The organism is Streptomyces sp. NPDC005181, assembly GCF_040608395.1.
Classification (GTDB): Bacteria; Actinomycetota; Actinomycetes; order Streptomycetales; family Streptomycetaceae; genus Streptomyces.
This window is the reverse complement of sequence record NZ_JBEXID010000031.1, coordinates 24,354-36,926: the sequence shown is the minus strand read 5'-3', so window position 1 is coordinate 36,926 and position 12,573 is coordinate 24,354. Positions and strand designations below refer to the sequence as shown.

Below are 12,573 nucleotides of genomic sequence, written 5' to 3'. Positions count from 1 at the left end.
TCTGGACATGCTGACACTGGAAGCCGCCACCGTCCTCTTCGGGAAGCGGGCGGCGCTCGACGCGGTGGATCTGGAGGTCGCGGACCACGAGATCGTCTGTGTGCTGGGGCCGAGCGGCAGCGGCAAGTCGACACTGCTGCGGGTGGTCGCCGGACTGCACCCGCCGGACGGCGGCCGGGTGCTCCTCGACGGCGTCGACCAGACCGATGTACCGGTGCACCGGCGCGGTCTGGGGCTGATGTTCCAGGATCATCAGCTGTTCCCGCACCGGGACGTCGGCGCGAACGTCGCCTTCGGGCTGCGGATGCACGGAGTGACCCGCGGCGACCAGGACCGAAGGGTCGTCGAACTCCTCGAACTGGTGGGCCTGCCCGGCGCCGAACGACGCGCTGTCGCCGCACTGTCCGGCGGCGAGCAGCAGCGTGTCGCCCTCGCACGGGCGCTCGCCCCGCGGCCGAAGCTGCTGATGCTCGACGAACCGCTCGGCCAGCTCGACCGCAGCCTGCGCGAACGCCTTGTTGTCGAACTGCGCACACTGTTTGCCCGCTTGGGTACGACGGTGCTCGCCGTCACTCATGACCAGGGCGAGGCGTTCGCCCTCGCCGACCGGGTCGTCGTGATGCGCGACGGAGGTATCGCCCAGGTGGGCACTCCGCTGGAGGTCTGGCAGCGCCCCGCCTCCGCGTTCGTCGCCCGGTTCCTCGGTTTCGACAATGTGGTGGATGCGATGGTGACCGGCGCTGCCGCGGCCACGGCGTGGGGCAAGGTGCCGGTGCCGGACGGGGCGCCGCAGGGCCCGTGCGCTCTGCTGGTGCGTCCGGCGGGTGTAAGGGTCGGCGACCCGGCGGACGGCCTGCGCTGCACGGTCGGCGCCCGCACCTTCCGGGGCAACCACGTCGCCGTGACACTGCACCCCGACAGCGGCCCGGTCCTGGAGGCGGAGTGTCCGCTGAGGGACACCCCCCAGGAAGGTGCGACGGTCGGCGTGACGTTCGACGCGTCGGAGACGGTGGTGCTGCCCGCGGCCGGCTGATCACGCGCCGCGGCAGGGCGCCGTCGGCGACGCCTCGCCGTGGGCGGAGCACTACCGGGTGTCCCGGAAGAGCAGTTTCGGCCGTTTCGGGGAACACCTCCTGCGACCGGGGAAGATCCGGAACGACTCCGAAAGGGCAGGGACATGACTGGAACGGCACGCGAGGGCATCGACATCACCCGCGTCTTCGACGCCCCACGGGAACAGGTCTTCGAGGCCTGGACGACCCCCGAGCACTTCGCCGCCTGGTACGGCGGGGACGCCGATGTGCCGCTCGACCGGGTGTCGATGGACGTCAGGCCGGGGGGCACGTGGAGCCTGGTCATCGTGGTGCCGGGCACCGAGATGCCGTTCCACGGGATCTACCGTGAGGTGGTCGCGCCGGAGCGGCTGGTCTTCACGCTGAAGGACGCCGGCGCGCCCGCCGACATCGAGGGCGAGATCGTCACCGTCACCTTCGCCGAGCGCGGCCGCAAGACCACCGAGATGGTCTTCCAGCAGCGCGGCGGCCACCTCACGCCCGAGCAGTACGCGGCGGCCGAGGACGGCTGGGAGGCCTTCTTCGACGCGCTGGTCAACCGGCTCGCGGTGATCTGAACCGGACAGCCTCTCGGCCCGCCCCTCAGGCGGTCAGCCGGGCGAGTGCCTCGGGGGCCTCGTCCACCGTGTCGACCAGCGCGATACGGGACTCCATCGGCCGGCCCACGGCGAGCGCCCGGAGCAGGGGCCAGGTGGGCAGTTCCTCTGTCCAGTGGGCGCTGCCGACCAGCACCATCGGGGTCGGTGTGCCGCGTGAGCCGTAGTAGTTCGGCGTCGTGTTGTCGAAGATCTCCTGCACGGTTCCGGCGGCGCCCGGCAGGAAGATCACGCCCGCGGTGGAGCGGGCGAGCAGCCCGTCCTCGCGCAGCGCATTGGCGAAGTACTTGGCGATGTGGTCCGCGAACGGGTTCGGCGGCTCGTGGCCGTAGAACCAGGTGGGGATCGAGACCGAGCCGCCGCCCGCCGGCCACTGCTGCCGTACGGCGAAGGCGGCCAGCGCCCAGTCGGTGATCGACGGGGTGAACGACGGTACGGCCGCCAGGAGTTCGCAGGCCTTGCCCAGCATCGGATCGGGATGCGGAGCCGCATAGGCGCCGAGGTTCGCCGCCTCCATGGCGCCGGGGCCACCGCCGGTGGCCACCGTCAGTCCGCTGCGCGCCAGCGTTCTGCCCAGCCGGGCCGCGGCCGCGTAGGCGGCGCTGCCGCGGGGCGTCGCGTGGCCGCCCATCACCCCGACCACCCGGGTCCCGGTGAGAAGTTCGTCCAGCGCGTCGGAGACCGCGTCGTCGTGGAGCGCCCGCAGCATCGAGGCGAAGGTGTCGCCGTTCGCCCGGGTCTGCTGGAACCATCGGTACGCGCGGGCGTCGGGTGTCGCCTCGTAGCCCCCGTCCGCGAGTCCTTCGTAGAGCGCGTCGGGGGAGTAGAGCAGGCCGCGGTACGGGTCGAAGGGCAACCCCGGCACGGGTGGGAAGACGAACGCGCCCTCGGCGCGTACCTTCGCCGACGCTTCGGGCGTCATCCGGCAGCCGAGGAAGACGGCGCCGGACGTGTCGGTGGCGAGCAGCACGGCGCTGCGGTCCGTCAGGTCGACGGACTGGACGCGATGTCCGGCCAGTGTCCCTGCCGCGACCGCCGCGTCGAACTCGGCGACCGACTCGATCTCGATGCCGGGTGCAGGAACATTGTCGTCCGGGTTGTCCACGCTGTCATGCTACGTAGCGTCCGGGGCGTACCGCTCCATTCGTACGGTCATATGCCCCCGAGTCGGGAGGTGGCACCGTGACGGACGTGACTCCGGGGGCGGACCGGGACCAAGTGGTGCGCACGCCCCTGTCACCGGTCCCGCCTCCCCTCGCGCTGCGTCGCATCGCCGCCGTCTCTGCCGGGACCGGGGCACTCCTTCTCGCACTCGGTGGCCGCTACGGCTACCACCGCGACGAGCTGTACTACCGGGCCGCAGGCGACCACCTGGCCTGGGATACGACGACCAGCCGCCGCTTGTCGTCCTTCCGGCCCGCGCCGAGACCGCGCTCCTCGGGGACTCGCCGACCGCGCTGCGTACCGCCTCCGCCGTCGCGGTCGCCCTGACCGTGCTGCTCGTCGGGCTGATCGCCCGGGAACTCGGCGGCGGCGCCCGCGCACAGACGCTCGCCGCCCTTGCCTGGGCGGTTGCCCCACTCACCGTCATCTCCGGGCACCTGCTCTCCACGACCACCCTCGACCTGCTGGTCTGGACGCTCATCAGCTGGCTCGTGGTCCGCCTGGTACGCACCCGCGCGCACCGGCTGTGGCTGGTGATCGGGCTCACCGGCGTCGGGCTGCTCAACAAGTACCTGGTGGCCTTCTTTGTCGTCGCCCTGGTCGCCGGGCTGCTCGCGGCAGGTCCACGCACGGTTCTGCGTACCCCGTGGCTGCCGGCGGGTGCGGCGCTCGCGCTCCTGATCTCCCTGCCCGTCGTACCGCTGGCCGTGTTCGCGGGCAGTCCGCAGCCGGCCGTCAACGGTGACAGCGCCGAGACGGTCGGCTGGCCACAACTCGCTGCGACCGTGGGCCGGGTGTACCGGACGCTGCCGACCGCGGAGCGCGGAGCGACGACGATCGTGACCCGCAACTACGGCGAGGCGGGGGCGCTCGCGCGGTACGGCGACGCGTACGGGCTGCCGACCGCGTACAGCGGGCACAACGCCTACCACCGGTGGGGGCCGCCGCCCTCGGACCGCAGCGCCGTGACGCTCTTCTTCGGGGCCCGGAGCGCAGGCGAACTGCGGCGCCACTGGCGCGAGGTGGAACCCGCCGCCCGGATCGACAACGGGTACGGGGTCGACAACGAGGAACAGGGCGCGCAGGTCTGGATCTGCCGGGGCCTGCGCAAGCCCTGGCCGGAGATCTGGCCCGCCTTCCGGCATCTCGGCTGACCGTCGGCCGGCTCCACGGCTGGCCGACGGCCCGTCAGCGGGTCAGCGGCAGCGCGGCCAATTCGGCGACCGCCCAGGTGATCGGGACGAACACGACCAGCAGGACGGCGACGCGCAGGGCCGTCGCGGCCCGCAGCGCCGAGGCCGGGGCACCGAGCCGCAGCAGCATCCGAACCGTGTGGGCGCGGGCCTGCTTCGCCTCCAGGGCGGAGGTCAGCAGCGTCGCCGTCGTACAGCCCAGCACGAGGACGGCGCCGAGCGCGGTGAGCGGGCCGAAGGGACGCGGTCCCGTCCCGTACAGCGCGAAAGCCGCGATCACCGCGGAGAGCACCGCGCAGATCGCTCCCAGCGGCCGGCCGATCCGGTGCGCCTCGTCCATCAGCATTCTTCCGGCCAGCAGACGTACGGCTCCGGGGCGCATCGACTGCAGCAGCCGTCCGGCGAGGTGCGTCAGTCCGGGGCCTGCCATGGCCAGACCGATCGCGGTCAGCGACCATCCCGCCAGCACCCACGCCGGCGTGGTGTCGAACTTCCCCGGCAGGGGGAACGCGCTGCCCGCGCCATCACGGCTCGAGTACGCCTCGACCGTGAGTCCGACCGCCGTCAGCGCCACACCCCACGGCAGTCCGGTCGGCGCCGGTGCCGGCGCCGGCATCTGCTCGTCCGGCACGATGTCCTGCTCGTCGTCCTCCGGCTCCGCCACCCGCACCGGCTGGGTGCGCAGCGCCATCGCGCTTGCCGTCGCCGCGGCCACCGGTGCCAGCGCCAGCAGCACGAGGGCCGCGGCCACCGGCAACGGGGCGCCCGCGCCGAGCAGTCCGGCCGCCGCCCCGTGGAACGGCAGCCCGGTCAGATCGCCGCGCAGATGCAGGAAGAAGAGCAGCGCCACCGTCGACCCGAGGGTGCAGGACACGGCGGTGGAGACCGCGGCCAGCACACTGAGCCGGAACGGCCCGAGACCGACGGCGGACAGTCCCGAACGCGGGCGCGTACTGGGATCCGTGCGGGCCACCGCGACCGCGAAGTGCACGGTGGCGGCCAGCGGTACGAAGCACCACAGCAGCCGCAGCGCCGCGGCGGTCGAGTATGCCGGATGCGTGGACGCGTACCCCAGGGTGCACAGCAGCAGGAAGCCGACCCCGGCGGAGGCGGCCGCGACCAGCAGTCGCCGCACCAGGACCAGAGGATGGGTGCCGCGGGCTAGACGGAGAGCGAGCACGCCGCGCGGCCTTCCGTATCGGACGCGGAGGGCAGGGCGACGGTGGTGACACGGCGTCCGTCCAGCAGCGGGACCGTACGGTCGGCGAGCGAGGCGACCTCCGCGTCATGGGTGGCGAGCACGACCGTGATGCCGTGCGAGCGGGCCGCGCTCGTGAGGGTCCGCAGCACATGGGAGCGGTCGGCGTGGTGCAGTGACGCGGTCGGCTCGTCGGCGAAGATCACCGTGGGTGTGCCGGTCAGCGCACGGGCGACGGCGATCCGCTGGCGCTGCCCCTGGAGCAGCGTGTGCGGCCGCTTCTTGGCGCACATGCCGATGTCGAGTCGCTCCAGCCACTCCATGGCGGCCTTCTTCGCGACCCGGTGCGAGGTGCCGCGCAGCAGCAGGGGAAGCGCCGTGTTCTCCCAGGTGTTCAGCTCCGGTACGAGCTGGGGTTCGGGCGCGATCCAGCCGAACCGGTCCCGGCGCAGCCGCTCGCGCAGCCGCGGACCCATGGTGTGGACCGGGACACTGTTGAACCACACCTCGCCCTGCTGGGGCACCAGTTGACCGGAGAGGCAGTGCAGCAGAGTCGTTTTGCCGCTGCCGCGCGGACCGGTCACGGCGAGGATCTCGCCGTGGCGGACCTCCAGGGAGATCCCGCCGAGCGCGGGTGAGCCGTTGTGGGAGTGGTGCAGGGAACGCGCCCAGATCACATCGTTGTCCGGCGGAGCCACCATGGCGTACACCTCGGTTCAGATCAGAATTCCCGTCCCCTGTACGGGGGAACGAAGAGGGGGCCGATCGGTCACCTGGGCACCGTAAGGATTCGAACCACGGCATCGCGGCACCACGCGGCCCGGGTGCGCACCTTCCCACTCGAATGGGCGCATCCGGGCCGCGTGGACCGTATGAAATGACTGCTGGAAGCAGGGGTGAGCAATGATCCGGCCGTGGTCAATCGGTCAGTCGATCCGTGGTCGATCGGCCGATCGACCCACGAACCGGATCACCGTTCGGATCAGAGCTTCGTCCAGGCCTCCGTCAGGACCGACCGAAGGATGGACTCGATCTCGTCGAACGTCGACTGGTCGGAGATCAGCGGCGGGGCGAGCTGGACGACCGGGTCGCCGCGGTCGTCGGCCCGGCAGTACAGACCGTTCTCGTACAGCGCCTTGGAGAGGAAGCCGTACAGGACGCGCTCGGTCTCCTCGTCGGTGAAGGTCTCCTTGGTGGCCTTGTCCTTCACCAGCTCGATGCCGTAGAAGAAGCCGTTGCCGCGGACGTCGCCGACGATCGGCAGGTCGTGCAGCTTCTGCAGCGTCGTGAAGAACGCGTTCTCGTTGTCCAGGACGTGCTGGTTGAGACCCTCGCGCTCGAAGATGTCGAGGTTGGCGAGGCCGACCGCCGCGGAGACCGGGTGGCCACCGAAGGTGTAGCCGTGCAGGAAGGTGTTGCCGCCCTCGTAGAACGGCTCGGCGATGCGGTCCGAGACGATGCAGGCGCCGATCGGGGAGTAGCCCGACGTCATGCCCTTGGCGCAGGTGATCATGTCCGGCACATAGCCGAACTTGTCGCAGGCGAACATCGTGCCGAGGCGGCCGAAGGCGCAGATGACCTCGTCGGAGACGAGCAGCACGTCGTACTTGTCGCAGATCTCGCGCACACGCTGGAAGTATCCGGGCGGCGGCGGGAAGCAGCCACCGGCGTTCTGTACGGGCTCCAGGAAGACCGCGGCGACCGTTTCCGCGCCCTCGAACAGGATCTCCTGCTCGATCTGGTCGGCGGCCCAGCGGCCGAAGGCCTCCGGGTCGTCGCCGTGTATCGAGGCCCGGTAGATGTTGGTGTTCGGCACCTTGTGCGCACCGGGAACCAGCGGCTCGAACGGGGCCTTCAGGGCCGGCAGACCGGTGATCGACAGGGCGCCCTGCGGGGTGCCGTGGTAGGCGACGGCACGCGAGATGACCTTGTACTTGGTCGGCTTGCCCTTGAGCTTGAAGTACTGCTTGGCGAGCTTCCAGGCTGTCTCGACGGCCTCGCCGCCACCGGTGGTGAAGAAGACCTTGTTGAGGTCACCCGGCGCGTAGTCGGCGAGACGCTCCGCCAGCTCGACCGCCTTCGGGTGGGCGTAGGACCACACCGGGAAGAAGGCCAGTTCCTGGCCCTGCTTGTACGCCGCCTCGGCGAGCTCGTGACGGCCGTGACCGGCGTTGACCACGAACAGGCCGGACAGGCCGTCGAGGTAGCGCTTGCCCTGGTCGTCGTAGATGTAGGTGCCCTCGCCACGCACGATGGTGGGAACGGGCGCGTTCTCGTAGTCCGACATGCGGGTGAAGTGCATCCACAGGTGGTCGTACGCGGTTCGGCTGAGGTCCTTGCTCACGGCTATCGGGTTCCCCACATATAGGTCTGCTTCTTGAGCTTCAGGTAGACGAAACTCTCGGTGGAGCGCACGCCGGGGATGGCCCGGATGCGTTTGTTGATCGTTTCCAGCATGTGGTCGTCGTCCTCGCAGACGATCTCCACCATCAGGTCGAAGGAGCCTGCGGTCATCACCACGTACTCGCACTCGGCCATGGCCGACAGCGCCTCCGCGACGGGATCGAGGTCGCCTTCGACGTTGATGCCGACCATGGCCTGCCGCCGGAACCCCACGGTGAGCGGGTCCGTGACGGCGACGATCTGCATCACGCCCTGGTCGAGCAGCTTCTGAACGCGCTGCCGTACGGCCGCCTCGGAGAGGCCCACGGCCTTGCCGATCGCGGCGTACGGACGACGCCCGTCGTCCTGGAGCTGCTCGATGATTGCGAGGGACACGGCATCGACCGCTGGTGACGATCCGTTCCCGGTCCTGGAGTCTGCGCTGCGACTGGCCACGGATCCACTGTGCACCGCGACTCGTCTGTCTGGCAACCCTGGATCGATGAAATTCGTTGTCTGAAGGCCTGGATCTCACTGAATCCGAAGTTCGCGGCGGTTGGGTATGTCGAAAGCGTTACCCCAGCGACTAGGCTGGACATCTCACCCATTGGACGTGTCGACAGGAGGGGTGGTTGTGACCACCGAGGTGCGCCGTCTGCGCAACTACATCAACGGAGAGTTCCGGGACGCCGCGGACGGGCGGACCATTGACGTGGTCAACCCGACTACGGAAGAGGTCTACGCGACCTCGCCGCTCTCCGGCCAGGCCGATGTCGATGCCGCCATGGCTGCCGCGGCCGCCGCCTTCCCTGCCTGGCGCGACGCCACGCCCGCCGAGCGCCAGAGGGCCCTGCTGAAGATCGCGGACGCCTTCGAGGAGCGTGCGGAGGACCTGATCGCCGCCGAGTCCGAGAACACCGGCAAGCCGCTCGAACTCACCCGCACCGAAGAGATCCCGCCGATGGTGGACCAGATCCGCTTCTTCGCGGGTGCGGCGCGGATGCTCGAAGGCCGCTCGGCCGGCGAATACATGGAGGGCCTGACCTCCATCGTCCGCCGCGAGCCGGTCGGCGTCTGTGCACAGGTCGCGCCGTGGAACTACCCGATGATGATGGCCGTCTGGAAGTTCGCCCCGGCGCTCGCCGCGGGCAACACCGTCGTCATCAAGCCGTCCGACACCACCCCGGCGTCGACCGTGCTGATCGCCGAGATCATCGGCCAGATCCTGCCCAAGGGCGTCTTCAACGTCATCTGCGGCGACCGGGACACCGGCCGCGCGATGGTCGAACACCCGACCCCGGCGATGGCCTCCATCACCGGTTCGGTACGGGCCGGCATGCAGGTCGCCGAGTCCGCCGCCAAGGACGTCAAGCGCGTCCACCTGGAGCTCGGCGGCAAGGCCCCGGCCGTCGTCTTCGAGGACAGCGACATCGCCAAGGCCGTCGAGGGCATCTCGGTCGCGGGCTTCTTCAACGCGGGCCAGGACTGCACGGCCGCGACCCGCGTCCTCGTCCACGAGTCGATCCACGACGAGTTCGTCACCGCGCTCGCCAAGGCCGCCGCCGACACGAAGACGGGGCAGCCGGACGACGAGGACGTGCTGTACGGCCCGCTCAACAACGCCAACCAGCTGAAGCAGGTCAGCGGCTTCATCGAGCGGCTCCCCGCCCATGCCAAGGTCGAGGCGGGCGGCCACCGGGTCGGCGACAAGGGCTACTTCTACGCCCCGACCGTCGTCTCCGGCCTGCGCCAGGACGACGAGATCATCCAGAACGAGGTCTTCGGCCCGGTCATCACCGTCCAGTCGTTCACCGACGAGACGCAGGCCGTGGAGTACGCGAACGGCGTCGAGTACGCCCTCGCCTCGTCGGTGTGGACCAAGGACCACTCCCGGGCGATGCGGATGTCCAAGAACCTCGACTTCGGCTGTGTGTGGATCAACACCCACATTCCGCTCGTTGCCGAGATGCCGCACGGCGGATTCAAGAAGTCCGGCTACGGCAAGGACCTCTCCGCGTACGGCTTCGAGGACTACACGCGCATCAAGCACGTCATGACGTCGCTCGACGACTGATCTTCCGTGCATGCGGTGACGGTCCCGGGCTCCGGTCCGGGGCCGTTTCCGTGCCCCGCTCCTGACGGGGCATCGACAGGGTGTGCGGGTGAAGCGCACGCCGCTGGACGAATGGTCCATTGTCCGCCCGACCCGCCGACCGGCATCCTGCGCAGGTGCGAGCGATCCCGAACCACCCCATGTCCCGCCGGTCCCTGCTGCGCGCCTTCGGGGCTGGAGCGGCCGGTGCCACCCTGGCCGGCTGCGGAGTGCCCGCGGCGTATGTGCGGCCCGGTGACCGCGCCGGACGCGACTTCTCCGCCACCGACCACACGCTGCACTTCGCCAACTGGCCGCTGTACATCGACACCGACGACGAGGACGAGTCCAAGCGGCCCACCCTCGACGCGTACACCGAGCGCACCGGAATCTCCGTCACGTACACCGAGGAGATCAACGACAACGACGAGTTCTTCGGGAAGATCAGCCCGGCGCTGATGAATCACCAGCAGACCGGCCGGGACCTGATCGTCATCAGCGACTGGATGGCCGCCCGGTTCGTACGGCTCGGCTGGGTGCAGGAGATGGACCGGACCCAGCAGCCCAACGTCGCCAAGTACCTGGATCCGCAGCTGCGTTCGCCTGCCTTCGACCAGGGCCGAATGCACAGCGTCCCCTGGCAGTCCGGGATCACCGGCATCGCGTACAACCGCAAGAAGCTCGGCCGCGAGATCAAGCACCTGAGCGATCTGTGGGCGGACGACCTGCGCGGCAAGGTGACGCTGCTGTCCGGGCTCGACGAGTCCTTCGCCCTGCTGATGCAGGGCAACGGCGTCGACATCACCCGCTGGACGCAGGACGACTTCTACACGACGTGCGACCAGGTGGAGAGGCTGGTGAAGAAGAATCACATCCGCCGCTTCACCGGCAACGACTACATCAAGGACCTGTCGACCGGCGATGTGCTCGCCTGCCAGGCCTACTCGGGCGATGTAATCCAGCTCCAGGCCGACAACCCGGAGATCGAGTTCGTGGTGCCCGAGGAGGGAGCCGAACTCTGGGCGGAATCACTCATGATCCCCAACCTTGCCCGCCACAAGAGCAATGCCGAGAAGCTGATCGACTACTACTACGAGCCCGAGGTCGCCGCGGTACTCGCTACCTGGGTCAACTACGTCTGTCCCGTCCCCGCCGCCCGCGAGGTGCTCGCCTCCGCCAAGGACGAGGAGACCGCCGCCCTCGCCGAGGATCCACTGATCTTCCCCGACGACGCGATGCGCGGACGGCTGGCGATCGCCCGCGATATCACGTCCGAGGAACGCACCGAGTTCGCGAAGAAATGGAACTCCATCGTCGGCCTCTGAGGGAGGTGTCAGGGCGGTGTAAAGGACACGTAAACCCGGGCGTACGCTGCGGGCATGAGCGAGCGAAGAGCCCTGCTGAGGCGCGTACGCGTGTGGTTGGTCGTCTTTATCGTCTGTCTGGTGCTGAGCGGGCTGACCGCCTTTCCGCTCGTCCATGAACTCCACTGGACCGAGGACCTGCTGAGGTCCTCGGCCTCACCCGTGCCCGAGCACTTCCCGGCCCTGATGGAGTGGATCACCCGGGTCAGGACCGGCCTCGACGAGGCCGACGCGAAGTACCCCTTCGTGCTGTACGGCACCGACTGGCTGGCCTTCGCGCATCTCGTCATCGCCGTCGCGTTCTACGGTCCGTACCGCGACCCGGTCCGCAACATCTGGGTCATCGAGTTCGGCATGATCGCCTGCGCCGGGATCATCCCGCTCGCGCTGATCTGCGGACCGGTCCGGGGGATCCCCTTCTGGTGGTCGGTCATCGACATGTCGTTCGGTGTCATCGGGGTGATTCCGCTGCTCGTCGTCCACCGGATGATCAAGCGGCTGGAGGCGATGGAACGGACGCCGGATCCGGTGGCTGGCCCGGCGGTGGCTCCGGCGGTCTGAGTCACCCGGCCGACGGGGCACCGAAGGCGGCCACCACGATGTTCATCGCCGTGGCGTTCATGCCGTCGCCCTTCGCGTCCGTCGCGTTGACGCTGTAGACGAGTGTCCGGGAGAGATCACGGGTGGCCACGACAGCGGTGTTGTAGCCCCAGCGGCCACCCGGACCCGCGCCCGTGCGGGCGGTGCCGCCGTGTGCCGAGGCGCGTTCCCGGATGCCGATCAGACCCATTCCGGTGACGGTCCCGGGACCGCGCCCGTCATCGGGACTGTGAGGGGCAACGCCAGGGGCTCATAAGTCAGTTGTACGCAGACGGTGGTGGCGGCGGCATGTTTGACGACGTTCGTCAGGGCCTCCTGCACGATCCGGTACACAGTGGCCTCGACGTCCAGGCCGGGCGGGCGGGCCGGACCCGTGACCTCGTACGCGATCTCCAGGCCGCTGCCGCGTACCCGCTCGACCATGCCGGGCAGCCCGGCCGGCGCGGGCTGGGGTTCCCGCGGCGCGTCGCGCGGGCTCTCGTTCTCGGGCAGCACGCCGAGCATCCGGCGCGGCTGCACCATGGCGTCCCGCCCCGTCTCCGAGATCGCGTCGAACGCCGCCTCGGCACGCTCCGGTGCCGTGCGCACGGCCACCGGGCCGCTTCACCGGTGAGGAGAGTTCGGCCACCGTGCAGAACGCCACGAGTCCTGCGTACGGGAGCGGCTGGCCCGGCCCGTCGACCGTGAACTTGTACAGGCCGCCGACAGCGAGCACGGCGATCAGCACGGCGACCGGAGCCCGTCGCCGCGCGACCAGCGGCACCACGCTCAGGGTGGTCAGTCCGTACGCCGCCCACGTCGCCTCCGGCAGGTCCGGGCCGCGCTGGACGACGAACGGCATGGTCACCGCGGCTTGCACCAGCAGCGTGATGAAGAGGTCCACGGTCCGGGGGACCCGTCCCGAGTGCCCT

The 12,573-nt window shown here is 69.8% G+C and carries 12 protein-coding genes and 2 pseudogenes; 7 read left to right on the top strand and 7 right to left on the bottom strand.

Features of this window, described 5'->3' with window-relative positions; translation table 11 throughout:
- Positions 1-7: 7 nt before the first annotated feature.
- On the top strand, positions 8-1,033 hold the full coding sequence (locus ABZV38_RS20795; protein WP_356328985.1) for an ABC transporter ATP-binding protein: 1,026 nt from the start codon (positions 8-10) through the stop codon (positions 1,031-1,033).
- Positions 1,034-1,177: 144 nt separating this feature from the next.
- Positions 1,178-1,630, top strand: coding sequence for an SRPBCC domain-containing protein (locus ABZV38_RS20790; RefSeq protein ID WP_356328983.1), 453 nt, complete (start codon positions 1,178-1,180; stop codon positions 1,628-1,630).
- Between the two features lie 25 nt (positions 1,631-1,655).
- Here the strand turns inward: ABZV38_RS20790 and ABZV38_RS20785 are convergent, their stop codons facing one another.
- A complete protein-coding gene (locus ABZV38_RS20785; protein ID WP_356328982.1) occupies positions 1,656-2,774 on the bottom strand; it encodes a Rossmann fold nucleotide-binding protein in 1,119 nt (372 codons plus the stop codon).
- A 77-nt stretch (positions 2,775-2,851) separates the two neighbouring features.
- Between ABZV38_RS20785 and ABZV38_RS20780 the strand changes: the two genes are divergently transcribed.
- Both ABZV38_RS20780 and ABZV38_RS20775 read left to right on the top strand, forming a co-directional pair.
- Positions 2,852-3,160, top strand: coding sequence for a hypothetical protein (locus ABZV38_RS20780; protein WP_356329072.1), 309 nt, complete (start codon positions 2,852-2,854; stop codon positions 3,158-3,160).
- Positions 3,046-3,987 (top strand): glycosyltransferase family 39 protein, encoded by a 942-nt coding sequence (locus tag ABZV38_RS20775; RefSeq protein WP_356329065.1) that lies wholly within the window; start codon positions 3,046-3,048, stop codon positions 3,985-3,987. Before ABZV38_RS20780 ends, ABZV38_RS20775 begins: the two co-directional genes overlap by 115 nt.
- 34 nt (positions 3,988-4,021) lie before the next feature.
- Here ABZV38_RS20775 and ABZV38_RS20770 read toward each other — a convergent pair whose 3' ends face one another.
- The 4 genes from ABZV38_RS20770 to ABZV38_RS20755 form a co-directional block, all read right to left on the bottom strand.
- Complete coding sequence (locus ABZV38_RS20770; RefSeq protein WP_356328980.1) at positions 4,022-5,206, bottom strand: hypothetical protein; 1,185 nt, start codon at positions 5,204-5,206, stop codon at positions 4,022-4,024.
- Positions 5,188-5,925, bottom strand: coding sequence for an ATP-binding cassette domain-containing protein (locus tag ABZV38_RS20765; RefSeq protein WP_356328978.1), 738 nt, complete (start codon positions 5,923-5,925; stop codon positions 5,188-5,190). Before ABZV38_RS20765 ends, ABZV38_RS20770 begins: the two co-directional genes overlap by 19 nt.
- Positions 5,926-6,206: 281 nt before the next feature.
- Positions 6,207-7,586, bottom strand: coding sequence for an aspartate aminotransferase family protein (locus ABZV38_RS20760; protein WP_356328977.1), 1,380 nt, complete (start codon positions 7,584-7,586; stop codon positions 6,207-6,209).
- Positions 7,571-8,077, bottom strand: a complete 507-nt coding sequence (locus ABZV38_RS20755; RefSeq protein WP_356328976.1) for an Lrp/AsnC family transcriptional regulator — start codon at positions 8,075-8,077, stop codon at positions 7,571-7,573. The genes ABZV38_RS20760 and ABZV38_RS20755 overlap by 16 nt, the downstream gene beginning before the upstream one ends.
- Before the next feature lie 163 nt (positions 8,078-8,240).
- Here ABZV38_RS20755 and ABZV38_RS20750 point away from each other — a divergent pair, with 163 nt between their 5' ends.
- The 3 genes from ABZV38_RS20750 (at position 8,241) to ABZV38_RS20740 (ending at position 11,623) form a co-directional block, all read left to right on the top strand.
- Complete coding sequence (locus tag ABZV38_RS20750; RefSeq protein ID WP_356328974.1) at positions 8,241-9,680, top strand: gamma-aminobutyraldehyde dehydrogenase; 1,440 nt, start codon at positions 8,241-8,243, stop codon at positions 9,678-9,680.
- Positions 9,681-9,859: 179 nt separating this feature from the next.
- The gene (locus ABZV38_RS20745) at positions 9,860-11,023 is read left to right on the top strand and encodes a spermidine/putrescine ABC transporter substrate-binding protein (RefSeq protein WP_356329063.1); all 1,164 of its coding nucleotides are present in this window, start codon (positions 9,860-9,862) and stop codon (positions 11,021-11,023) included.
- Positions 11,024-11,077: 54 nt separating this feature from the next.
- On the top strand, positions 11,078-11,623 hold the full coding sequence (locus ABZV38_RS20740) for a hypothetical protein (protein WP_356328972.1): 546 nt from the start codon (positions 11,078-11,080) through the stop codon (positions 11,621-11,623).
- A gap of 1 nt (position 11,624) precedes the next feature.
- Here ABZV38_RS20740 and ABZV38_RS20735 read toward each other — a convergent pair.
- A pseudogene (locus ABZV38_RS20735) lies at positions 11,625-11,783 on the bottom strand (peptidase); the annotation flags it as partial.
- Positions 11,775-12,503 (bottom strand): annotated as a pseudogene (locus ABZV38_RS20730) (ATP-binding protein); the annotation flags it as partial. The pseudogenes ABZV38_RS20730 and ABZV38_RS20735, both read right to left, overlap by 9 nt.
- Positions 12,504-12,573: the final 70 nt, after the last annotated feature.